Source organism: Streptomyces sp. WMMB 322, assembly GCF_900090145.1.
GTDB lineage: Bacteria > Actinomycetota > Actinomycetes > Streptomycetales > Streptomycetaceae > Streptomyces.
Genome location: NZ_FMHI01000016.1, coordinates 113,568 through 135,410, shown reverse-complemented (window position 1 = coordinate 135,410; position 21,843 = coordinate 113,568). Strand labels below are relative to the sequence as shown.

Below are 21,843 nucleotides of genomic sequence, written 5' to 3'. Positions count from 1 at the left end.
CCGGAGGAACGGGCCGCGAACCGTGAGTATGATCCGATGTCACTGCGAGAGGGGGCACGGCCTGATGAGCGCGCAGCCGACGAGCAGCGGCCGGGGCGGCCGGACGGCACACACGGACCGGGGCACCCGCACGACGTGGCGCAACTGGGCGGGGAACGTCGCCATGGCTCCCGCCCGCACCGTCGCCCCCTCCACCACCGAGGCGCTGGCGGAAGCGGTGCGCCGCGCCGCCGAGGACGGCCTGCGGGTCAAGGCCGCAGGCACGGGGCACTCCTTCACCGCCGCGGCCGTCACCGACGGGATGCTCATCCGGCCCGAACGCCTCGTCGGCATCCGCGGGTTGGACCGTGACGCCGGCACGGTGACGGTGGCCGCCGGCACCAGCCTCAAGCACCTCAACGAGACGCTGGCCGCGGCCGGGCTGTCGCTGACCAACATGGGCGACATCATGCAGCAGACGGTCTCCGGCGCCGTCAGCACGGGAACCCACGGCACCGGCCGCACATCGGCCTCGCTGGCGGCACAGGTCACCGGGCTGGAGATGGTGTGCGCCGACGGCTCGGTGCTGCGCTGCTCGGAAGAGGAGAACGCGGAGGTCTTCGCCGCGGCCCGGCTCGGGCTCGGTGCGCTCGGAGTGATCAGTGAGCTGACCTTCTCCGTGGAACCGGAGTTCCTGCTCACCGCGCGTGAGGAACCGATGTCCTTCGAGAAGGTGACGAGCGAGTTCGATCAACTCGTCGCCGAGAACGAGCACTTCGAGTTCTACTGGTTCCCTCACACGGACAACTGCAACACCAAGTGCAACAACCGCAGCGACGGTCCGGTGCGGCCGCTGCCCCGCGTGCGCGGATGGATCGACGACGAACTGCTCTCCAACGGCGTCTTCCAGGGCATCTGTTCTCTGGGGGCCGCCGCGCCCGTGGTCGTCCCGTCCATCGCCCGCGTCTCCAGCAAGGCGCTCTCGGCGCGTACTTACACCGACATTCCCTACCGGGTCTTCACCAGCCCGCGGCGTGTGCGCTTCATCGAGATGGAGTACGCGCTGCCGCGCGAGGCGCTCGTGCCGGCCCTCTGGGAGCTGAAGCAGCTCGTCGAGCGTTCGCGCCTTCACATCAGCTTCCCCGTCGAGGTGCGCACGGCCCCCGCGGACGGCATCCCGCTCTCCACGGCTCAGGGGCGTGAGACGGGATACATCGCAGTGCACATGTACCGGGGTTCGCCGCACGAGGCTTATTTCACGGAGGCCGAGCGGATCATGACCGCCCACGGCGGACGCCCGCACTGGGGCAAGCTGCACTCGCGGGACGCCTCGTATCTCGCCGCGTCATATCCGCGTTTCGGGGAATTCACCCGCGTCCGCGACAGGCTCGACCCGGACCGCGTCTTCGGGAACGACTATCTGCGGCGGGTGCTCGGCGAGTGACGCTGCCCGGTGCGGGGGCCCGGCCGGGGGCGCGGAAGACGGCGGTCCTGTTCGGGAGGGGGAGCACGGCCCGCTCCCGTTCGCCGGTGCTCTGCCTCTGTCCGCCCCCGGCGCACCCCCGCGCAAAGAGGGGCCTCGCCGATGCGTCCGAAGTCGTCGCCGGTACGGGGGACTTGCTGTGCTGACCTGTCAATATGCGGCGCTGCGCGATTCGTTCATAAGGCGCGCCCAAGTGGGCAATATACGAAGGGAATGGCTCCGCTCCGGGCGGTTCTGTGACTCTTGCCACCCGCGGACGGCCTTTCCTGGCTTGTCCGGACCTTCAAATCCCCTTCCCCGCGAGCAATTTGAACGGCGCGCCGGTCCACCCCCGTGGCCCTAATGGAGTAGTGTGACGAGCCCTGGCCTCGGCTCAGACCCGGCTCAGGCAGCACAGGTGACGAGGACGGTCACTATGCGTTGCGAAGTGATAACCGTGCCGCAGGCGGCTCCGGGAAGGTCCCGGTCGTCGGACAGGTCGGCAAGGTTGTGGCAGGCCGCACACGGGCAGGCCACATTCGTCCAGCGGGAGCAGCGACGCACGTGATGTCGGCAGGCACCACCCGGGAGGTTCACATGCCCGAACTGCGTGTCGTGGCCGTCAGCAACGACGGCACACGTCTGGTGCTCAAAGCTGCCGACAGCACGGAATACACGCTTCCGATTGACGAGCGGCTGCGGGCGGCCGTACGCAACGACCGCGCACGCCTCGGCCAGATCGAGATCGAGGTCGAGAGCCACCTGCGGCCCCGTGACATCCAGGCGCGCATACGGGCCGGTGCCTCCGCTGAGGAGGTCGCTCAGCTCGCCGGGATCCCCGTCGACCGGGTGCGCCGTTTCGAGGGCCCCGTGCTCGCCGAGCGTGCGTTCATGGCGGAACGCGCACGCAAGACGCCGGTGCGCCGCCCCGGGGAGAACGCCGGTCCGCAGCTCGGAGAGGCCGTGGCCGAGCGGCTGCTGCTGCGCGGCGCCGACAAGGACGCGGTGCACTGGGATTCCTGGAGACGCGACGACGGCACGTGGGAAGTGCTGCTCGCCTACCGCGTGGCCGGCCAGCCGCACTCCGCGACGTGGACCTACGACCCGCCGCGGCGCCTTGTGCAGGCCGTCGACGACGAGGCGCGCTCGCTCATCGGCGAGACCGACGACACCCCGGAGCCCAGCACTCCCTTCGTGCCGCGGATCGCGAGGCTGCCCAGGGAGCGGAGCGACAAGAGCGACCGCGTGGACACCGACACCGGCGCCTTCGCCGGCGATGCCGACGCGGACGGCGAACCGGACTCCCTGACAAGCCTGTTGGAGGCCGTGCCCAACTTCCGCGGCGACCTGGTCGTGCCGGAGCAGCAGAGTGCGCCGGCGTCCGCCGTCCACGGCTCGTCCACGTCGGAGACGGACAACGCCTCCGACGACGACCGCGAGACCGACGAAGAGGAAGAGCCTGTCGAGCCTCCGGCCACGGCCGCCGGCGCCGGCTCGGCGTACGCGGACGTGCTGATGCCGCGTTCGGTCAGCGCGCACCGGGACCGGCTGAAGGGGAACACCGACCGTCAGGCCGAGGCGGACGGTGTGCGTCCCGGCCGCCGTGCCGCGGTGCCCAGTTGGGACGAGATCGTCTTCGGCACCCGCCGCAAGAAGGACTGACGCGCACGGCGCACCGGAGCGCCCGGTCAGCGGCCGCCGCACTCGGCGGCCCCTGTCGGGCGCTCCGGCCGTTCCGCCCGCCCCACCCGTTCACGCCCCGCCTTCACCGGGCCGTCGTCAACAGGTCCGCGGTTCAGCCCGGTTCGGCGCCCGTGGCGACCGGGCGGGCCGGGTCCGCGGACCATTCGCTCCACGAACCCGGGTACAGAGCCGCGTCGATTCCCGCCACGGCCAGCGCGAGGATCTGGTGTGCGGCCGAGACGCCGGAACCGCAGTAGACGCCGGTCTCGGTTGCGTCCGTGACACCCAACTCACGGAAGCGGCTGCGCAGTTCCCCGGAGTCACGCAGCAGCGGGGCACCCTTCTCCCCTGCCTCCGTCACGTTCTGCGACGTCGGCGCCGACACGGCACCGGGGATGTGCCCGGCGACCGGGTCGACCGGCTCCACCTCGCCGCGGTACCGCTCGGCGGCACGGGCGTCCAGGAGCACCCCGCGCCGCGCCAGTGCCGCCGCCCCGTCGGCGTCCAGCACTCGCAGTGCTCCGGGGCGCGGGACGAAGTCGCCCTGCTCCGGTGTCACTTCGCCCCTCTCCAGCGGCCCGTCCCACGCGGCGAGGCCGCCGTCCAGCACGCGGACGTCCCCGTGCCCGGCCCAGCGCAGCAACCACCACGCACGGGCCGCGGCCCAGCCCGTTCCACCGTCGTAGACGACGACGGGACGGGTACCCGACACACCGGCACGCCGCATGACCGCCCCGAACACCTCGGGTTCCGGGAGCGGATGGCGGCCGGAACCGCCGGGCGGGCCGGCCAGTTCGGAGTCCAGGTCGACGTAGGCCGCTCCGGGCAGGTGGCCCGCCTCGTAGTCCGGCCTGCCGTTCGGGCCGCCGAGCTGCCAGCGCACGTCGAGGAGCACAGGAGGTTCGTCGCCGGTGAGTTCGTGCGCGAGAGCTGATGCGGAAGTGATCGCTGTCATCCCGCCATTTTCACTCACGCGTGCGGAACAGACCGCTGCGAAAGGGGAATTACCGGCGGTGTCGGGGACGATGACGCCACAGGTGATGGGAGCATCGGTAAGCGGCACGGAAGGGTACGGAATCCGAAGCGTTACATCGCAGCCAATACACGACGTGGCCACATCGACGATGGTCATGAGGGAGACAGCGCATGACGGAATCAGTCACTCGGCACACACAGCCGAGACAGATGCCCGGCACACCATGCTGGGCCAGTCTGCTGGTGCAGGAGCTGGCCAGGAGCCAGGAGTTCTACCACCGGCTGTTCGGATGGGAGTTCTACTCCGGGCCGCGCCAACCAGGGCCCTACGTACGGGCGTTGGCGGACGGCCACGAAGTCGCGGGCCTCGGGGAGATCGTGCCCGGACGGCGGCTGAACGTCGCCTGGCTGCCGTACATGGCGAGCGACGACGCCGACGTGACCGCCGGTCTGATCCGCGAACGGGGCGGCACGGTGGCCGTCGGACCGCTGGACGCGGACGACGCGGGCCGCATGGCGATCGCGGCCGACACCGCGGGGGCGAGCTTCGGCGTGTGGCAGCAGGCCTCGCAGCCGGACAGTCTGGCCCCGGCCGCCACGGACGTGACGGGAGCACCCGTCTGGTACGAGCTGATCACCCGTGAGTCCTCGGCGGCCGGCAGCTTCTATCCGGCCGTCTTCGGATACGAGCCCGCCGGCGGCGGCTCGGGGAACGGCGACGGCGACGGCGATGGGCCGCACGACCCGGACGGCCGGGACTACGTGACGCTCCATGTGAACGGGGAGCCCGTGGCGGGCATCCACGGCGTCGGGCAGGCGCTCCCCCGCGACCGCGGACCGTACTGGAAGACCTACTTCGCCGTTGCCGACGCCGACGCCACCGCTCGGCGCGTCGTCGAACTCGGAGGCTCCGTCGTGCACTTGCCGGCCGACACCCCGCACGGCCGCGTCGCCACCGCGGCCGACCGGGAAGGCGCGCAGTTCAGCGTGATCGCGCACCCCTGACGGCCGGGGTGGGGGCGGCCCCTAGGTGACGTGCGGCGTGGCGGGGGCGTCGATGGGAAGCACGTCCGGGGACAGCGCCCCCGCCCCCGCCGCGGCGGCGGTGAGCCGGCGGCGGTGGTGACGGCGGCACAGGACCTCGTAGCCGACCTCGCCCGTGGGATCGCCCACGTCGCCGACGACGACCTGCGCGCCCTCGACGACCATCTTCCCCCCGACCGTACGGGCGTTGTGGGTAGCCCGGGCTCCGCACCAGCACAGCGCCTCGACCTGAAGCACCTCGATGCGGTCGGCGAGTTCCATCAGCCGCTGCGAGCCGGGGAAGAGCCTGGTGCGGAAGTCCGTCGCGATGCCGAAGGCGAAGACGTCCATGCCCAAGTCGTCGACGATGCGGGCCAGTTGGTCGATCTGGTCGGGGGTGAGGAACTGCGCCTCGTCCACGATGACGTAGTCGGTGCGGCCGCCGGCGGTCAGATGCTTCACGAGATGGACGTGGAAGTCGAAGCCGTCCCTCGCCTCCACGGCGTCGGTGACGAGCCCCAGCCGGGACGAGAGGCGCCCCTCCCCCGCACGGTCGTTGCGGGTGAAGATCATGCCCTGAAGGCCGCGAGTGGAACGGTTGTGCTCGATCTGGAGAGCCAGTGTCGACTTGCCGCAGTCCATGGTTCCGGAGAAGAACACCAGCTCTGGCATGGAGACGTCGGCCTTTCTGCTCGGGCGGGCAGGTCGGTGTGTGCTCGTACGGGGCCGGGAGCGGGCGTACGGGCGGCTTGGGTCACGTACGGACTTCGAGGAGCGGGACGAGCTGTTCGGCAGGGGTGGCGGAGCCGTGCATCCCGATGAGCGCGGACTCCTTCGGCTCGCGCTCGGTGGCCACGACGGCGGAGTGCCCGCTCATCGCGGCCACGACGTCGCCGATGCGGGCGTGCACCCGATCGTCGATCCGCGGCCCGAACCACCCCAGTTCCACGGCCTCTTCACGGGTGGCGACCCACGCGTGCCCCGCGAGCACCTCGCGCCAGACCGACGCCACGTCGCGTGCGGCTCCGGGCACGGCGTAGAGGTGGCGCATTCTGCCCTCCCCGCCGAGCTCGGCGACGCCGGCGCTCAGCTCCCAGTCGTCGTCGACGTCGAACCGCGCCTGCGCAGTGAGCGGGACGTCGACCATGCCGTGGTCGGCGGTGACGTACAGCACGGAACGGGGCGGCAGTTGCTCGGCGAGCCGCTGGGCGAGCCTGTCCACGTACATCAGCTGGCCGCGCCAGGCGTCGGAGTCGATGCCGTAGCGGTGGCCGTGACCGTCGAGTTCGGCGTAGTAGGTGTAGACGAGCGTGCGGTCCGCGGCGGCCAGGCGCTCGGCCGCCCGGTCCATGCGTTCCTCTGCGCTGAGCACGCCGAGGAACGTGCCGCCCGACAGCGCGACGCGAGTGAGCGGCGTCTGCTCGAAGTGGGGTGCGGAGACCTGGCTCGCGGTGATCCCGCCGGCATCGGCGAGCTGGAAGACCGTCGGGTACGGCTGCCAGGCGTGCGGGTCCGTCCAGGGCTGCCAGCGCAGCTGGTTCATCAGTCGGCCCGTGTCGGGGTCGAGCGCCGTGTAACCGGGCAGGCCGTGCACACCGGGCGGCAGACCGGTGCCGACGGAGGCCAGCGAGGTGGCGGTCGTGGAGGGGAACCCGGCGGTCAGCGCGGACCCGGTGCCCCCGAGGGATGTGTGCAGCAGGGAGGTGAGGAACGGCGCCTCCTCGGGATGCGCACGCAGCACGTCCCAGCCGAGACCGTCGACGAGGAACACGCAGGCACGGTCGGCCGGTTCGAGCCGCAGCCCCGTCTCCAGGCCCTCCAGGCCCTGTGCGGTGACGATGGCGGGCAGCAGATCCGACAGCGACGCCAGACCGTAACGCGGCACGGGTGCGGTGCGCGGGTCCAGCGGCAGTGGTTCCTGCGGGTTCTCGGTGGCGGCCTGTGCCATCAGGAGGGTGTCACCGTCGCCTCTGAGAGCGCCTGGGCGAAGGCGAGGGTCTGCCGCACGGTGTCGGGCCCGTCCGCCGCCTCGCTCACCCGGAGCGAGAGATCGTCTGCGGTGGAGGAGCCCGTGTAGCCGTGATCCGCCTCGCAGTTGGGGTCTCCGCAGGTGGCGGGCTCCATGTCGAGCCGGGAGACGGCGCCCCAGCCGATGGTCAGCACCACCTCGCGCGGCAGCGTCCCGGGCTTGTAGGACTCCGGGTCGGCGACGACACGGGAGAGCACGACGGACGAGATGCGCTGGATCTTCACGGACTCCGTGGACGTCGTCGCGTACGGGGACGAGGACGTGCCGTCCGCGGGCTGCTCGTCGGTGTGGCTGACGAGGAACCTCGTACCGGTGAGGACGAGGACCGTGACATGGCGGCGCACCTCGTTGGAGTCGAACGTCGTCTCCTGGTGCACGAGGTAGGAAGTGACGGGCTCGCCGCCCACCGCCGCCTCGACGGCCTCGGCCACGAGGGTCGGGTAGTAGCCGCTGCGCTCGATCGCCTCACGCAGCCCCTGGGTCGTCGTACCGGTCTTCGCCATGCGGGCCATCCTACGGGCCGGTGGAGTGTCAGTAAGCGGGCAGGCTGCGGCGGCCCAGGTCGGCCCTGGGCGAGGGCTCGGCGACCCGCACGGTCGCACCGAGCACCGTGTGCCCCCGGGACGCGACGACGACGGGCTCCAGGTCCACCGCGACGACCCCGGGATGGTCATGGAGCAGACGCGACACCCTCAGCAGCAGCTCCTCCAGGGACGCGACGTCGACGGGCTGCGCGCCGCGCCACCCGAAGAGGATCGGAGCACTGCGGATGGCCCGCACCAGTTCGGCGGCGTCCTTGTCGGTGACGGGGACGAGGCGGTGGGCCACGTCTTCGAGCAGCTCCGACGGCGTCCCCGCGAGGCCGAAGGAGAGCACCGCGCCGATGGTCGGATCGAAGGCCGCGCGGACGACGGTGTCGACGCCGCGCGGCGCCATGGTCTGCACGACGGGACGCATCCCGCCGGAGTCGCCGAAGGCCTCCGTCAACTCGGCGTGCGCACGGCGCAGTTCACTCTCCGAGGAGATGTCGAGGCGCACGCCGCCGAGGTCGGCGCGGTGGCGCAGGTGCGGTGCGGTGGTCTTGAGGGCCACGGGGTAGCCGAGACGTGCTGCCGCGGCCGCGGCCTCCTCCGGTCCGGGTGCCGGGATCGTGGGCTGGACGACGATGCCGTAGCAGGCGAGCAGCGCGGCGGTGTCCTCGGCGCCCAGCGTGACTCCCGGGCTCCTGTCCGAAGCGGGACGGGGGACGGGAGAGGTGGTGGAGGCTGTGGCGGCGACAGGGGTGACCGCGCCGGCAGCCGTCCCGGAGGGGCCTCCGGGCGCGTGGCCGGAGGTCTCCTCGGTCCGAGAGGTCTCCTCGGTCCCGGTGCCCTCGGCGCCGGTGCCCTCGGCGCCGGTGCCCTCGGTCCCGGAGGTCTCCCCGGTCCCGGTGCCCTCGGCCTCGCCGTCCCCGGCGGCGGATTCCCCGCGCCGGGCGGCGGAGACGTCCGCGGTCCGGGCGGGTCCGGGCGGCGCGGCCGCCTCACCGCCCCCGGCAGCCGTGGCCGGCTCTGCCGCCTCCGCATCCGCCTTCCCGGTCGTGTCCGGGGCACCCGCACCTGCCGCGTCCGCCGCCGCACGGGCGAGCAGTTCCGAGGCCGCGGCCTCGTCGGCCTCGAACTCCGGTACGCGTCCCGGGTTTTCCGCCTCGCGGCGCCAGCGCGCGTAGCGGGAGGCCTCCGAGAGGGCGCGCACCGCGCGCTCGGGCGCGGGGTAGGAAGGGATGCCGTGCCCGGCGAGAGCTGCGTCCAGGCCCTCGATGGCCAGATGCACGACGGTGACCGGCTTGTCGGCTCCCTCGGAGGCCTCGCGCAGCGCGTCCGCCAGCTCCGCCACAGGGGTGTCGCCGACCCAGGGGATGACGGTGACGACGACCGCGTCGGTCTCCGGGTCCTCGAGCGCGTCGCGCAGTGCCTGCCGGTACTCGCCGGGCGTCGCTGACGTCCCGAGGTCGCGCACGGGCTGCGGACGCAGCTCCCCCGCGAGCGCCGCGTCGTACGAGAGCAGCCCGAGGGACTCCGCGTTCCCGAGGATCGCCGTGCGGGGCCCGGCCGGAAGCGGCTGCGAGACGAGCAGGGCGCCCGCGTCGAGCAGTTCGGTGACCGTGTCGACCATGACGACACCGGCCTGCCTGAGCAGCGTGGTGACGGTGGCGACCGGCGTGGTGGAGACCGGTGCCGCATGCCCCGGCGGGGGCGCACTGCCGCTGTGCCGCGCGCCCTTGACCACGACGACCGGTTTGCGTGCGGCGATGCGCCTGGCGAGCCGGGTGAACTTCCGCGGGTTGCCGATCGATTCGAGGTAGAGGAGCGCGACGTCAGTGTCGGGATCGTCGTCCCAGTGCTGGAGGACGTCGTTGCCGGAGACGTCCGCCCGGTTCCCCGCGGAGACGAAGCTGGACAGCCCGATGCCGCGCTGATGCAGACCGGCGAGCAGGGCGATGCCGATGGCGCCGGACTGGGTGAACAGGCCGACCCTGCCGCGCGCGGGCATCTCCGGAGAGAGCGTCGCGTTGAGACGCACTTCCGGCGCCGTGTTCATCAGCCCGAAGGCGTTCGGACCGATGACGCGGGTGCCGTAGGAGCGTGCCAGCCGGACGAGTTCACGCTGCTCGTCACGGCTGAAGTCCGCGGTGAGCACGACGAGTCCCTGCACGCCCGCCTCACCGCACTCCCGCGCGAGCGCATGCACCTGGCTCGCCGGGACGGCCACCACGGCCAGGTCGAGGTCTTCCGGCACGTCCTTGACGGAACGGTGCGCGGGCACACCGCCGATTTCCCGCTCTCCACCGGGAAGCTCGCGATTGACCGCGTACACCCGACCCGTGAATCCGCAGGAGCGCAGGCTCTCCAGGACCCTGCGGCCGGCGCCTCGGGGCGAGCGGCTCGCACCGATCACGGCGACCGAGCCGGGCGCGAGCAACCGGCGCACGGAGCGGCCCTCGGCCCGCTGTTCACGTGCGCTCATGACGGCCAGGGACCGCTCGGTCGGTTCGAGATCGAAGGTGAGGTGGACGGAGCCGTCCTCGAAGCTGCGGTGCTGCGAGTAACCCGCGTCCGTGAACACCTTGATCATCTTGTTGTTGGCGGGCATCACTTCGGCGATGAACCGCTGGATGCCGCGTTCCCGCGCCACCGCGGCGATGTGCTCGAGGAGCGCGGAGGCCACGCCACGGCCCTGGTGGTCGTCCCGTACCAGGAAGGCCACCTCGGCCTGCGCGGAGCCGCCCGCGCCGGAGTCGGCGGCCGCGCGTCCGGTTTCGTCGACCCTGTCGTAGCGGACGGTGGCGATGAACTCGCCCCCCACGGTCGCGGCGAGGCCCACCCGGTCGACGTAGTCGTGATGTGTGAAGCGCCGCACGTCACGGTCGGACAGACGCGGGTAGGGGGCGAAGAAGCGGTAGTACTTCGACTCGTCGGACACGAGTTCGTAGAAGGCGACAAGTCGCTCGGCATCGTCCGGGGTGATGGGCCTGATCAGTGCGGTGCCGCCGTCCCGGAGCACCACGTCGGCCTCCCAGTGCGCCGGGTACGCACGCTCCCGAGGGGTACGCATGGGACACAGGGTAAGGCCGTACGGGCAACTCCGGCCCCGGACATCCGGCAGCGCACGTCGAGGGGTGCGGCCGACAGCCGAGAGAGCCGTGCGAGACTTGTTCCCGGCCGAAAGCACGACTTGAAGGGCAACAACCATGGTAGAGCGCCGCGTCACCGTCGGGTGGGCCGAGGGTCTGCATGCCCGTCCCGCTTCGATCTTCTGCCGCGCGGCCGCTGCGGCCGGCGTCCCCGTCACGGTCAGGAAGGGCGACGACGGCGCCCCCGTCAACGCAGCGTCCATGCTCGGTGTCCTCGGTCTGGGCGCCGAAGCGGGCGAGGAGATCGTGCTGGCGTCCGACTCGGTGGACGCGGAGGGCGCGCTGGAGCGTCTGGCCACGCTGGTCTCCGAGGGCCTGGAAGAACTGCCCGAGACCGTCTGACCGGCCGGCCGGGCGGTCAGCACTTCCGGACCAGGGCTGCCCCTTGCGCCCGTTTCGGCGTCCGCGGGCGCGAAGGCGGGCTCTCGCCCTCTCTCCGCCCAGGCCGTCGCGTCCGAATCACCGAAGAGTCCGATGCGCAGTCCACGGCGGCGCTTCCGCCGTGCGCAGAGCCCCCGGTCGCATGTCGGCGGCCGGGGGCTCCGTCGTGCATGCGCCCGGACGGCCCGGACGGGGACAGGCGTACGGGTACGCATGCCCCGTCGTCGGGCAGTCGCGCGCGGAACGGTCAGAGAGCCACGCCGTGCTGCCTCAGGTAGGCGACCGGGTCCATGTCCGAGCCGTACTCGGAACTCGTGCGGGCCTCGAAGTGCAGGTGCGGACCCGTGGTGTTGCCCGTGGAGCCCGACAGCGCGATCTTCTGACCCGGCTTGACCTGCTGGCCCGCCGAGACGGCGACCGACGACAGATGGCCGTACTGGGTGTAGGTGCCGTCGCGGTGCTTGATGACGACGCTGTTGCCGAACGAACCGTCGGCGCCTGCCTCGACGACCTCCCCGGCGGCGACGGAACGGACCTCGGTCCCCTCGTCCGCCTGGAAGTCGATGCCGGTGTGGGCACCGGAGGACCACAGTCCGCCGGAGCTCTGGTACGACACGGAGACCGACGCGCCCTCGACAGGGGCGACGTAGGCGTTGAGCTTCTTCCGCTCGGCCGCCCTCGCGGCCTTCTCCCTGGCCTCACGCTCGCGCTTCGCCTTCTCGGCGGCGGCCTTGCGCTCGGCCTCCTTGGCGGCCTTGGCCTGTGCGGCCGCGGCTTCCTGGAGCCGGGCCTGGTCGCTGACGGTGTCGGCGATCGCGTCGCCGAATCCGACGGCGTGGTGCAGGGTGGTCCTGGGAGTGTCCTGGCCGGTTCCGCCAGAGGTCTCCTCAACGGTTTTGTCGGCCCCGCTGCTCGCCGCCTGCGGCTGTCCGCCGGTCTCGGCCAGGGCGGGCGACGCGAGCGATCCGACCACGCCGAAGGTCAGCCCGGCTATGCCTGCTGCCTTCGCGCGCCGGCTCATGGGGCGGGTACGGCGGTGCGTCCCGGTGGCACGGATGAACGCCATGCTGCGGCGTGACTCCTTTCCCTCCTTCTCGCCTACCGGGTCTGCCTTCTGCCTGTCTCGTTCCACGCGCGAGCGCGCTCGGGGCTCCGTGCACGGTGGCAGCGGAACGCCCGGCGGGATCCTGCGTGAATCCGGGCAGAAGGGGCCCCCAGTCGGTTCGGAGCAGGAAGGTCTCCTACGGTCCGCTGGGCGGTCGGACCGATTCACCCCACCCCTCCTGCGCCTCGCCGTTTCCGGCTCGGACGGGGAGGGACCCCCTGCGCCTGGCGGCGCCGAGAGGGAAGGGCCCCCGGTTCTCCATGTGTACGTCGTCGTACGGGAGACTCGGCGATGCCGATCGTCGGCCGCGGTCGCGGTCACTTCTGACGAACAGCCGGATCGACGCTAAATGGGGCATCTGGCAACAGCCAAACCAGACCGGCGATTTGTCACGCACACCACATCGCAGAACATGACAGAAATGCCAATTCGGGCACTGCTCTCGCTCGGCGAGGTCGGCTCCGGAGGTCGAACAGTACAAAAAGCGGCGGTCCCGGTGGACTTCTGCCGTCCACCGGGACCGCCCGCGCGTTGTCCTCGTCTCTGCCGGCGGATGTCCGCCGCGCGGCTCCTCAGCCGCCGCTCACCACCTTGACCTCGCCGATCCCCAACTCCCGTACGGGCTCGGCGATCTGGGAGGCGTCGCCGACGAGAATCGTCACCAGCCGGTCCGGCGGGAAGGCCGCCACCACCGCGGCGGTCGCCTCGACCGTGCCGGTGCGCGCCAGCTCCGCGTAGACGCTCGCCTGGTAGTCGTCGGGGAGTTGCTGCTCGACCTGTTCCGCGAGGGTGTCCGCGACGGCTGCCGCCGTCTCGTACTTCAGCGGCGCGACCCCGACCAGGTTCTGCACGGCCACGTCGCGTTCCTCGTCCGTGAGCCCCTCGGCCGCCAGGGTGCGCAGCACCTCCCACAGGTCGGCGAGGGCCGGGCCCGTGACGTCCGTGGCGACCGAGCCGGAGACGGCCAGCAGCGCCGCGCCGGTGCCGTCCGTGCTGGAGCGCAGCACCTGGCCGAAGGCGCGCACACCGTAGGTGTAGCCCTTCTCCTCGCGCAGCACACGGTCCAGCCGCGAGGTGAGCGTGCCGCCGAGGCAGTACGTGCCCAGCACCTGGGCCGGCCAGACGCGGTCGTGCCTGTCGGGGCCGATGCGGCCGATCAGCAACTGCGTCTGCACGGCGCCGGGGCGGTCGACGATGACGACACGTCCGGAGTCGTCGGCGGTGATGGGCGGCGCCGTGCGCGGCTGCGTCGCGGCCCCGGTCCAGACGCCGAGCGTTTCCTCCAGGACGGCGTCGAGGTCGACGCCTTCGAGGTCGCCGACCACGACGGCCGTTGCCGCAGAGGGTCGTACGTGCCTGTCGTAGAAGGCGCGGACGGCGGCCGCGTCGATGCGGGAGACCGTCTCCTCGGTGCCCTGCCGGGGACGGGACATGCGGGCCGACGCCGGGTACAGCTCCTTGGCCAGTTCCTTCGCGGCGCGGCGCGTGGGGTTGGCCAGCTCGTGCGGGATCTCGTCCAGGCGGTTGCCCACCAGCCGCTCGATCTCGCTCTCCGGGAAGGCCGGCGCGCGCAGCGCGTCGGCGAGCAGCCCGAGCGCCTTGCGCAGACGGGAGGCGGGCACCTCCAGCGAGACGCGCACGGCCGCGTGGTCGGCGTACGCGTCGATCGAGGCGCCGCAGCTCTCCAGCTCGTCGGCGAACTGCTCCGCGTCGAGCTTGTCCGTGCCCTCGGAGAAGGCCCGGGCCATGATCGTCGCGACGCCGTCGAGCCCCGCCGGCTCGGCGTCCAGCGGCGCCTGCAGGGTGACTTCGACGGCCACGACCTGCTGGCCCGGACGGTTGCAGCGCAGCACGGTGAGGCCGTTGCCGAGCACGCCGCGGTCCGGCGCGGGGAAGGCCCAGGGCCTGGGCTGTCCGCCGCGCGGCTGGGGGTGGAAGTCCATCTGCTTGCCCTGCGCCTGTGACGTACCTGCCGCGGCGGTCTGTGGGTTCGGGGCGTCGCTCACTGGCCGGGCTCCTCGGTCTCGTCGTTCTCGCCGTCTGCGGCGGCCTGTTCGGTGGGCTCGTAGACGAGCACTGCACGGTTGTCCGCACGGAGCCGTGCGGCGGCCACCGCCCGCACCTCTTCGGCGGTGATGTCGAGGACCCGCTGAACGGCCGTCAGCGCGAGCTGCGGGTCGCCGAACAGCACGGCGTAGCGGCACAGTTCGTCCGCGCGGCCGCCCACGGTGGCGAGCCTGTCGAGCCACTCGCGCTCCAGCTGGGCCTGCGCGCGCTCCATCTCCTCAGGTGTGGGGCCCTCTTCCGCGAAGCGCCGCAGCTCCTCGTCGATGGCCTCCTCGATCTGCGGCACCTCGACGCCGCCGGACGCCTTGACGTCCAGCCAGCCCAGGGACGGCGCGCCCGCGAGCCGCAGCAGCCCGAACCCGGCGCCGACCGCGAGCCGGTCGCGGCGCACCAGGCGCTTGTTGAGGCGCGAGGACTCGCCTCCGCCGAGCGCGGTGAGCGCCAGGTCCGCGGCGTCGCACTCACGGGTGCCGTCGTGCGGGAGCCGGTAGGCGGCCATCAACGCGCGTGAGGGCACCTCCTCTTCGAGGACCTGGCGCTGCTCGGCGCCGATGACGTCCGGCAACGTCCCGTCCCGCGGCGGCTTCTTGCCCTCGTGACCGGGTACGGAGCCGAAGTACTTCTCGATCCAGCCGAGCGTCTGTTCCGGATCGATGTCGCCGACGACGGTCAGCACCGCGTTGTTCGGCGCGTAGTACGTGCGGAAGAACTCGCGGGCGTCCTCGAGGGAAGCCGCGTCCAGGTCGGCCATCGATCCGATCGGGGTGTGGTGGTACGGGTGGCCCTCCGGGTAGGCCATGGCGGTCAGCTTCTCGAACGCCGTTCCGTAGGGCACGTTGTCGTAGCGCTGGCGCCGCTCGTTCTTGACGACGTCGCGCTGGTTCTCCATGGACTCGTCGTCCAGAGCGACCAGCAGGGAGCCCATGCGGTCCGCCTCCAGCCAGAGCGCGAGCTCCAACTCGTGGGCGGGCATGGTCTCGTAGTAGTTCGTGCGCTCGAAACTGGTCGAGCCGTTGAGCGATCCGCCCGCACCCTGGATCAGTTCGAAGTGGCCGTTGCCCTGTACCTGCGCGGAACCCTGGAACATCAGGTGCTCGAAGAGGTGGGCGAGGCCGGTGCGGCCCGCGACCTCGTGGCGGGAACCGACGTCGTACCAGAGACAGACCGCGGCGACCGGCGTGAGATGGTCCTCGGAGAGCACCACGCGCAGGCCGTTGGCCAGCCGGTGCTCGGTCGCTGTCAGCCCGCCGGTGGCCGGCGGGGGCGTGGCAGTGTGACCCATGGGCATGGAGTCCCTTCGATCGCGTCAGTTGCGTGTACGTACGCAAGCGGTCCTGTCACCCTATGCAACCGAGCCGAGAGCGTGCGGAGTTCCCGTACCGTACGCCCCGGAACCGGGCTCGTCCCGTGGCGTTCACCGCACGAGCGGCGGCGAGCACGGTGACGACATCCCCGACCGCCGGGTCGGGCGACCGGTTGTCAGCGGCGCGGTCCACAATGGTCCGCGTCAGACCCGCCTCCGCACAGGCCGGCCGACCGGCCGCCCGCACGGTAAGCACAGAAGGAGCCGCAGCCGCGATGGCCCCCCGCAGTACGAAGACACAGCCGGACGATTTCGAGGAACGCATCCTCGACGTCGACGTCGTGGACGAGATGCAGGGCTCCTACCTGGAGTACGCGTACTCGGTCATCTACTCGAGGGCGCTGCCCGACGCGCGGGACGGGATGAAGCCCGTGCAGCGGCGCATCCTCTACCAGATGCACGAGATGGGTCTGCGTCCCGAGCGCAGCCATGTGAAGTGCGCCCGCGTCGTCGGTGAGGTGATGGGTAAGCTCCACCCCCACGGCGACTCGGCGATCTACGACACGCTGGTGCGCATGGCCCAGCCGTTCACGATGCGGCTCCCGCTCGTCGACGGACACGGCAACTTCGGCTCGCTGGGCAACGACGACCCGCCCGCCGCCATGCGGTACACGGAATGCCGGGCGACGCCCGCTGCGAACCTGATGGTCGAGTCGATCGACGAGGAGACGGTCGACTTCGCCTCCAACTACGACGGCAGCGAGCAGGAACCGGGCACCCTCCCGGCCGCGTACCCCAACCTGCTGGTCAACGGCTCGTCCGGCATCGCCGTCGGCATGGCGACGAACATGCCCCCGCACAACCTGGCCGAAGTCATCGCCGCCGCCCGGCACTTGATCAAGCACCCCGGCGCCGACCTCGAGACGCTGATGCGCCATGTGCCCGGCCCCGACCTGCCCACGGGCGGACGGATCGTCGGCCTGGACGGCATCAAGGACGCCTACGCGAACGGCCGCGGGACCTTCAAGACGCGCGCGACGGTCACAGTCGAGCAGGTCACCGCCCGCCGCAAGGGCCTTGTGGTGACGGAGCTGCCGTTCTCGGTCGGTCCGGAGAAGGTCATCTCCAAGATCAAGGACCTGGTCAACTCCAAGCGCCTGCAAGGGATCGCAGACGTGAAGGACCTCACCGACCGGGCGAACGGCCTGCGTCTGGTCATCGAGGTGAAGAACGGGTTCAACCCGGAGGCCGTCCTGGAGCAGCTCTACAAGCTGACGCCCATGGAGGAGTCCTTCGGGATCAACAACGTGGCGCTGGTGGACGGTCAGCCGCTGACGCTGGGCCTCAAGGAGCTGCTGGAGGTCTACGTCGACCACCGGTTCACGGTGGTGCGCAGGCGCAGCGAGTTCCGGCGCGGCAAGCGGCAGGACCGGCTGCACCTGGTCGAGGGGCTGCTCGTGGCCCTCGTCGACATCGACGAGGTCATCAGGATCATCAGGTCGAGTGAGAACGCCGCGCAGGCCAAGGAGTCGCTCATCGCGCGGTTCGGCCTCAGCGACGTGCAGACGCAGTACATCCTCGACACGCCGCTGCGCCGGCTGACGAAGTTCGACCGGATCGAGCTGGAGAGCGAACGCGACCGCCTGCGCGGGGAGATCGAGGAGCTGACCCGGATCCTCGATTCCGACGCGGAGCTGCGCAAGCTCGTCTCGAGCGAGCTCGCCCAGGTCGCGAAGAAGCACGGCACCCCGCGCCGCACCGAGCTGCTGGAGTCGACGGGCGCCCCCCTCGCGGCCGTTCCGCTCGAGGTCTCCGACGATCCGTGCCGGGTGCTGATGTCCTCGACGGGGCTGCTCGCCCGTACGGCCAACGGCGAGCCCGTCTTCGACCAGGAGGCCAAGCGCGCCAAGCACGACGTGATCGTCTCCGCCGTGCCCGCGACGACGCGCGGCGAGATCGGCGCCGTCACCTCGGCGGGCCGGCTGCTGCGCCTGTCCGTGGTGGATCTGCCGCAGCTGCCCGAGTCGGCGACGGCGCCGAACCTTTCGGGCGGCGCCCAGATCTCGGAGTTCCTGACCCTGGAGGACGACGAGAGCGTGGTCTGCCTGACCACGCTGGACGAGTCCTCCCCCGGCCTGGCGCTGGGCACCGAGGCGGGCGTCGTCAAGCGGGTCGTCCCCGACTACCCGTCGCACAAGGAGGAGTTGGAGGTCATCTCCCTGCGCGAGGGCGACCGTGTCGTGGGCGGCGCCGAGCTGCGCACGGGTGAGGAGGACCTCGTCTTCATCACGAGCGAGGCGCAGTTGCTGCGCTACGCCGCGAGTCAGGTCAGGCCGCAGGGACGTGCGGCCGGTGGCATGACAGGGATCAAACTGGCGGAGGAGGCCAAGGTGATCTCCTTCACCGCCGTCGATCCCGCTGTGGACGCGGTGGTCTTCACGCTCTCCGGTTCGCACGGAACGCTGGACGATTCGATCAGTACCGCCAAACTCACGCCGTTCGACCAGTTCCCCAGGAAGGGCAGGGCGACGGGCGGCGTCCGGTGCCAGCGGTTCCTGAAGGGTGAGGACTCACTGGCGATGGCGTGGGCGGGGCCCGCTCCCGCGAAGGCCGCCTCGAAGAACGGCACTCCGGCGGAGCTGCCCGAGCTGGATCCGCGCAGGGACGGATCGGGCGTCCCCCTGAAGAAGCCCGTCGCGGTGGTCGCGGGGCCCGTATAGCGGTTCTGCCCACGGCGGTCGACGCCGGGCCGGGCCGCTCCGCCAGCGGGGCGGCCCGGCAGGGCCCGCGTCACCGGGCCCGAGGCGGGAGCCTTACGCGCGGCTCAGTAGTCCGTGCCGGGGTCGAATGTGAAGTCCTGGCCCTCGGCGGGTACTCGGGGACCGTTCCCGTAGTGGAGGCCGTCCGCGGCGCCGTCGGCGACGGGCTCCCCGGCCTCCTCGGCCGCCCCGTGTTCGTCGTCCTCGACGTGCGCCGCGTATTCGTCGGTCCCGTCGTCCTCGACATAACGCAGTACGCCCCACATGGCCTGTGGGTCCGGCGGGACCGAGGCGTCGGCGACGCACGCCGCAAGCTCCTTGCGCAGCGCATCGCCGTCGGTGCCGGCGCCGATCATCACCAGCTGCGTGGGCGCCGCCTCGCCCGTCTCGCCCGTCTCGCCCGCCTCGCCAGTCTTGCGGCGGGAGGGTGCGAAGCGGAGGAACCCGCCGACTGCGTGCACGGAGTAGCTGTTGACGGGGTCGGCCGCGCCGAAGTCCACGAAGCCCTTGATCCGGTAGAGGCCGGGCGGACGGCTGTCGAGGAAGGCGAGGAAACGCCTGGGGTCCAGTGCCGTGGCCGAGGTGAACTCGACGCTCTCGTACGCCGCGTGGAGATGACCGGTGTGGTCCTCGTCCGCTCCCCCGCCGGCGTCCTCGGCCTCGTCGCGCAACAGCGCGTCGAAGGAGAGCTGTTCGACGGGCGGGCGCGGCCGGTGCACCGGGTCGAACAGCAGCGCGGGGTCGATGCGGCCGTGCTCGGCCGGCACCACCGGAATTCCGGGGGCGGTCTCCTCCAGCGTCTCGCGCAGCCGCCGCAGCTCCGTCTCCCCCACGCGGTCCGACTTGTTGAGCACCACGAGATCGGCGGCCCGCACGTGGCGGTCCAGCTCGGGATGACGCACCCGCACGGTCTCGAACTCGGCGCCGTCGACGACCTCGACGAGTCCGCCGTAGACGCTGTGCCTGCTCCCGGAGGCGAGAATCATGCGGATCACGGTCTCCGGCTCGGCCAGTCCGCTGGCCTCCACGATGATCACGTCCATCCCCGCCGACGGGCGGGCGAGCCTTTCCAGCACACCGTCCATGTCGCTCGTGTCCACGGCACAGCACAGACAGCCGTCGCCGAGCGGGACCATCGAGTCCACCTGTCCGGCCACCGTCATCGCGTCGATCTCGATGCTGCCGAAGTCGTTCACGATCGCGCCGATGCGGGTGCCGCCGCTGTTCCGCAGCAGATAGTTGAGCAGGGTGGTCTTGCCCGAGCCGAGGAATCCGGCGAGGACGATGACCGGTACGCGTCGTGGTCGCTCCACGAGTGCTTCCTCCGGAATGTGCGGGCCCGCGGGACTGATGTCGCACGCGGGATCTGCGGGTGCGGCGGCTGACGATCGTACGCGGCGATGCCGCATGTCACAGCGCGAGGCCGCGTACAGCGGCTACGGTCCTTCCACGCCTTTCCCGGCCCTTTGTCCCGTCAGCGGCCGGCCCCGTCCTGCGGCCTGCCCCGGCGGCCCGCGGTGCAGGCCGCCGCCACCGTTTCCCGGCCCGTTCCCCGATCCGTCCGAGGTCCACGTGACCGCTCCATTCACCGCGTCCGGCTCCGAGCCCGTCAGGGGTGCGGCAGCGACTCGGCAGCCGATGACCGTGCCACCGCCGCAGACACCGCCGCAGACACCGCCGGAAGCGCCCACCGGCAGGCGCCGCCTGTCCGCGTCACTGATGCGCCCGCGCTGGCCGCAGCGGGTCTTCGCCCAGGTTCTGCTGATGCAGCTGGCGATCGCGACCGGCGTCACGGCCCTGGTCACCGGCCTCTTCCTCGCACCGCTCAGCGGCGAGCTGGACGAGCGGGCGATGGACCGGGCCCTGGCCATCGCGCAGACGACCGCCGTACAACCCGAGTTCGCCCGCCATCTCGCCGCCGGCGGGCCCGGCCCGTCCGCTCACGGTCCGGTACAGCGGCAGGCCGAGCGGATACGCAGGTCCACCGGAGCCGGCTTCGTCGTGGTGATGGACACCCGCGGAATCCGCTGGTCACATCCCGAACCGCGCCGAGTCGGCCGCCACGTCTCCACCGACCCCAGCGCAGCCCTCGCCGGGCACGAGGTGCGTCACATCGACGAGGGAACCCTGGGACGCTCCGCCCGTGGCAAGGTGCCGCTGCGCGACGAACACGGCGAGGTGATCGGTGCCGTCTCCGTCGGCATCGCCTACGAGGGCGTGCGGGACAAGTTCCTCGGTGCCGTCCCCGAACTGCTCGCCTACGCAGGCGGGGCGCTCGCCGTCGGCGTCCTCGCCTCCGTGCTCGTCTCGCGGCGGCTCCAGCGGCAGACCCACGACCTGGCCTTCTCCGACATCTCCTCGCTGCTGGACGAGCGTGAGGCGATGCTGCACGGCATCCGCGAGGGAGTCGTCGCGCTCGACGCGGAGGGCCGGATCAGACTCGTCAACGACGAGGCACAGCGGCTGCTGGAACTGCGGCCCGAGGACACCGGCCGTCCCCTGGCGCAGGTGCTGGGGCCGGGCCGCACGGCGGACGTCCTCTGCGGCGACGTCACCGGGACGGATCTGCTCGCCGTCAGCGGCGGCAGGGTGCTCGTCGCCAACCGCATGCCCACGGGCGACGGCGGAGCGGTGGCCACCTTCCGCGACCGTACGGAGCTGGAGCTGCTGGGCCGCGAACTCGACGGCTCACGCGGCCTGATCGACGCCCTGCGCGCGCAGGACCACGAACACGCCAACCGGATGCACCTCCTGCTGGGGCTTCTGCAACTGGGACAGCACGAGGAGGCCGTCGCCTATCTCAGCGAAGCCGTCGGTGTGCACAGGGCCACGGCGGAACAGATCGCGGAACGCGTCGAGGACCCGCTGCTCGCCGCGCTGCTGGTGGGGAAGGCGACGGTCGCGGCCGAGCGGGGGGTCGCGCTGCGTCTCACCCCCGACACACACCTGCCGGACCGGTTGGTCGACCCGCGCGAGCTGGCCACGGTGCTGGGCAACCTCGTCGACAACGCGCTGGACGCGGCTGCGGGCTCGGCCGATGCGCTGGTGGAGGTGGAGGTGCACACGGGCAGCCGCACGCGGGAAGGCGGTGACGCGGACGGCGCGGGGGCGCAGGGACTCCGGGACGGCGCGCTCACGGGGGACGGCTCCGGCGTCGTCCTCCAGGTGACCGACAGCGGCCCGGGAGTCCCCGGCGAGCTGCGTGAACAGGTCTTTTCCGAAGGCTGGTCCACGAAGGACCCGCCTGCGCACCGTCAGCGCGGCCTGGGCCTTGCGCTGGTGCGCCGGCTGGCGGAGCGTCACGGCGGCTCCGCGCGGGTGGGCGAAGGGGCCCGCGGAGGCGCCGAGTTCACAGTGGTGCTGCCGCAGGCGCTGCACCCGGGGGATTCCTCGGGCTGAAGCAC

Annotated in this window: 15 protein-coding genes; 6 read left to right on the top strand and 9 right to left on the bottom strand. The window is 71.7% G+C overall.

The features are described from left to right. The first annotated feature begins 64 nt into the window (after positions 1-64). Positions 65-1,423 (top strand): D-arabinono-1,4-lactone oxidase, encoded by a 1,359-nt coding sequence (locus H180DRAFT_RS22495; RefSeq protein ID WP_055487972.1) that lies wholly within the window; start codon positions 65-67, stop codon positions 1,421-1,423. Positions 1,424-2,038: 615 nt separating this feature from the next. Beyond that, entirely contained in the window at positions 2,039-3,103 is a 1,065-nt protein-coding gene (sepH, locus tag H180DRAFT_RS22490; protein ID WP_055487971.1) for a septation protein SepH, read from the top strand. Positions 3,104-3,236: 133 nt separating this feature from the next. Here sepH and H180DRAFT_RS22485 read toward each other — a convergent pair whose 3' ends face one another. Further along, on the bottom strand, positions 3,237-4,079 hold the full coding sequence (locus H180DRAFT_RS22485; protein ID WP_055487924.1) for a sulfurtransferase: 843 nt from the start codon (positions 4,077-4,079) through the stop codon (positions 3,237-3,239). Between the two features lie 191 nt (positions 4,080-4,270). Here H180DRAFT_RS22485 and H180DRAFT_RS22480 point away from each other — a divergent pair, with 191 nt between their 5' ends. After that, a complete protein-coding gene (locus H180DRAFT_RS22480; RefSeq protein WP_055487923.1) occupies positions 4,271-5,104 on the top strand; it encodes a VOC family protein in 834 nt (277 codons plus the stop codon). Between the two features lie 21 nt (positions 5,105-5,125). Here H180DRAFT_RS22480 and H180DRAFT_RS22475 read toward each other — a convergent pair whose 3' ends face one another. From H180DRAFT_RS22475 to H180DRAFT_RS22460, 4 genes are all read right to left on the bottom strand, one after another. Then, the gene (locus H180DRAFT_RS22475; protein WP_055487922.1) at positions 5,126-5,794 is read right to left on the bottom strand and encodes a thymidine kinase; all 669 of its coding nucleotides are present in this window, start codon (positions 5,792-5,794) and stop codon (positions 5,126-5,128) included. A gap of 82 nt (positions 5,795-5,876) precedes the next feature. Next, positions 5,877-7,070, bottom strand: a complete 1,194-nt coding sequence (locus tag H180DRAFT_RS22470) for an alkaline phosphatase family protein (protein ID WP_055487921.1) — start codon at positions 7,068-7,070, stop codon at positions 5,877-5,879. Next, on the bottom strand, positions 7,070-7,654 hold the full coding sequence (locus tag H180DRAFT_RS22465; protein ID WP_055487970.1) for a DUF5998 family protein: 585 nt from the start codon (positions 7,652-7,654) through the stop codon (positions 7,070-7,072). The genes H180DRAFT_RS22470 and H180DRAFT_RS22465 overlap by 1 nt, the downstream gene beginning before the upstream one ends. Positions 7,655-7,682: 28 nt before the next feature. After that, a complete protein-coding gene (locus H180DRAFT_RS22460) occupies positions 7,683-10,745 on the bottom strand; it encodes a bifunctional acetate--CoA ligase family protein/GNAT family N-acetyltransferase (RefSeq protein WP_055487920.1) in 3,063 nt (1,020 codons plus the stop codon). Between the two features lie 136 nt (positions 10,746-10,881). On the opposite strand from H180DRAFT_RS22460, the gene H180DRAFT_RS22455 reads away from it, so the two are divergent. Next, positions 10,882-11,166: an HPr family phosphocarrier protein gene (locus tag H180DRAFT_RS22455; protein ID WP_055487919.1), complete on the top strand. Its 285-nt coding sequence runs from the start codon at positions 10,882-10,884 to the stop codon at positions 11,164-11,166. 286 nt (positions 11,167-11,452) lie between these two features. On the opposite strand, the gene H180DRAFT_RS22450 is transcribed toward H180DRAFT_RS22455, so the two are convergent. The 3 genes from H180DRAFT_RS22450 to H180DRAFT_RS22440 all read right to left on the bottom strand — a co-directional run bounded on the left by H180DRAFT_RS22450 (position 11,453) and on the right by H180DRAFT_RS22440 (position 15,659). Next, on the bottom strand, positions 11,453-12,271 hold the full coding sequence (locus H180DRAFT_RS22450; protein ID WP_055487969.1) for a M23 family metallopeptidase: 819 nt from the start codon (positions 12,269-12,271) through the stop codon (positions 11,453-11,455). A 611-nt stretch (positions 12,272-12,882) separates the two neighbouring features. Further along, positions 12,883-14,253 (bottom strand): M16 family metallopeptidase, encoded by a 1,371-nt coding sequence (locus H180DRAFT_RS22445; RefSeq protein WP_055487968.1) that lies wholly within the window; start codon positions 14,251-14,253, stop codon positions 12,883-12,885. A gap of 59 nt (positions 14,254-14,312) precedes the next feature. After that, positions 14,313-15,659, bottom strand: coding sequence for a M16 family metallopeptidase (locus tag H180DRAFT_RS22440; RefSeq protein ID WP_055487918.1), 1,347 nt, complete (start codon positions 15,657-15,659; stop codon positions 14,313-14,315). A gap of 296 nt (positions 15,660-15,955) precedes the next feature. On the opposite strand from H180DRAFT_RS22440, the gene H180DRAFT_RS22435 reads away from it, so the two are divergent. After that, on the top strand, positions 15,956-18,400 hold the full coding sequence (locus H180DRAFT_RS22435) for a DNA gyrase/topoisomerase IV subunit A (RefSeq protein WP_055487917.1): 2,445 nt from the start codon (positions 15,956-15,958) through the stop codon (positions 18,398-18,400). A gap of 104 nt (positions 18,401-18,504) precedes the next feature. Here H180DRAFT_RS22435 and H180DRAFT_RS22430 read toward each other — a convergent pair whose 3' ends face one another. Further along, entirely contained in the window at positions 18,505-19,752 is a 1,248-nt protein-coding gene (locus tag H180DRAFT_RS22430) for a CobW family GTP-binding protein (RefSeq protein ID WP_074466937.1), read from the bottom strand. 406 nt (positions 19,753-20,158) lie between these two features. Between H180DRAFT_RS22430 and H180DRAFT_RS22425 the strand changes: the two genes are divergently transcribed. After that, positions 20,159-21,838, top strand: coding sequence for an ATP-binding protein (locus H180DRAFT_RS22425; protein ID WP_055487967.1), 1,680 nt, complete (start codon positions 20,159-20,161; stop codon positions 21,836-21,838). Positions 21,839-21,843: the final 5 nt, after the last annotated feature.

What these genes read in the sequence shown, in the direction of transcription:
- H180DRAFT_RS22495 (WP_055487972.1), top strand. Translation starts at nt 65, where the DNA reads ATGAGCGCGCAGCCGACGAGCAGCGGCCGGGGCGGCCGGACGGCACAC.
- sepH (WP_055487971.1), top strand. Translation starts at nt 2,039, where the DNA reads ATGCCCGAACTGCGTGTCGTGGCCGTCAGCAACGACGGCACACGTCTG.
- H180DRAFT_RS22485 (WP_055487924.1), bottom strand. Translation starts at nt 4,079, where the DNA reads ATGACAGCGATCACTTCCGCATCAGCTCTCGCGCACGAACTCACCGGC.
- H180DRAFT_RS22480 (WP_055487923.1), top strand. Translation starts at nt 4,271, where the DNA reads ATGACGGAATCAGTCACTCGGCACACACAGCCGAGACAGATGCCCGGC.
- H180DRAFT_RS22475 (WP_055487922.1), bottom strand. Translation starts at nt 5,794, where the DNA reads ATGCCAGAGCTGGTGTTCTTCTCCGGAACCATGGACTGCGGCAAGTCG.
- H180DRAFT_RS22470 (WP_055487921.1), bottom strand. Translation starts at nt 7,070, where the DNA reads ATGGCACAGGCCGCCACCGAGAACCCGCAGGAACCACTGCCGCTGGAC.
- H180DRAFT_RS22465 (WP_055487970.1), bottom strand. Translation starts at nt 7,654, where the DNA reads ATGGCGAAGACCGGTACGACGACCCAGGGGCTGCGTGAGGCGATCGAG.
- H180DRAFT_RS22460 (WP_055487920.1), bottom strand. Translation starts at nt 10,745, where the DNA reads ATGCGTACCCCTCGGGAGCGTGCGTACCCGGCGCACTGGGAGGCCGAC.
- H180DRAFT_RS22455 (WP_055487919.1), top strand. Translation starts at nt 10,882, where the DNA reads ATGGTAGAGCGCCGCGTCACCGTCGGGTGGGCCGAGGGTCTGCATGCC.
- H180DRAFT_RS22450 (WP_055487969.1), bottom strand. Translation starts at nt 12,271, where the DNA reads ATGGCGTTCATCCGTGCCACCGGGACGCACCGCCGTACCCGCCCCATG.
- H180DRAFT_RS22445 (WP_055487968.1), bottom strand. Translation starts at nt 14,253, where the DNA reads ATGGACTTCCACCCCCAGCCGCGCGGCGGACAGCCCAGGCCCTGGGCC.
- H180DRAFT_RS22440 (WP_055487918.1), bottom strand. Translation starts at nt 15,659, where the DNA reads ATGGGTCACACTGCCACGCCCCCGCCGGCCACCGGCGGGCTGACAGCG.
- H180DRAFT_RS22435 (WP_055487917.1), top strand. Translation starts at nt 15,956, where the DNA reads ATGGCCCCCCGCAGTACGAAGACACAGCCGGACGATTTCGAGGAACGC.
- H180DRAFT_RS22425 (WP_055487967.1), top strand. Translation starts at nt 20,159, where the DNA reads ATGCGCCCGCGCTGGCCGCAGCGGGTCTTCGCCCAGGTTCTGCTGATG.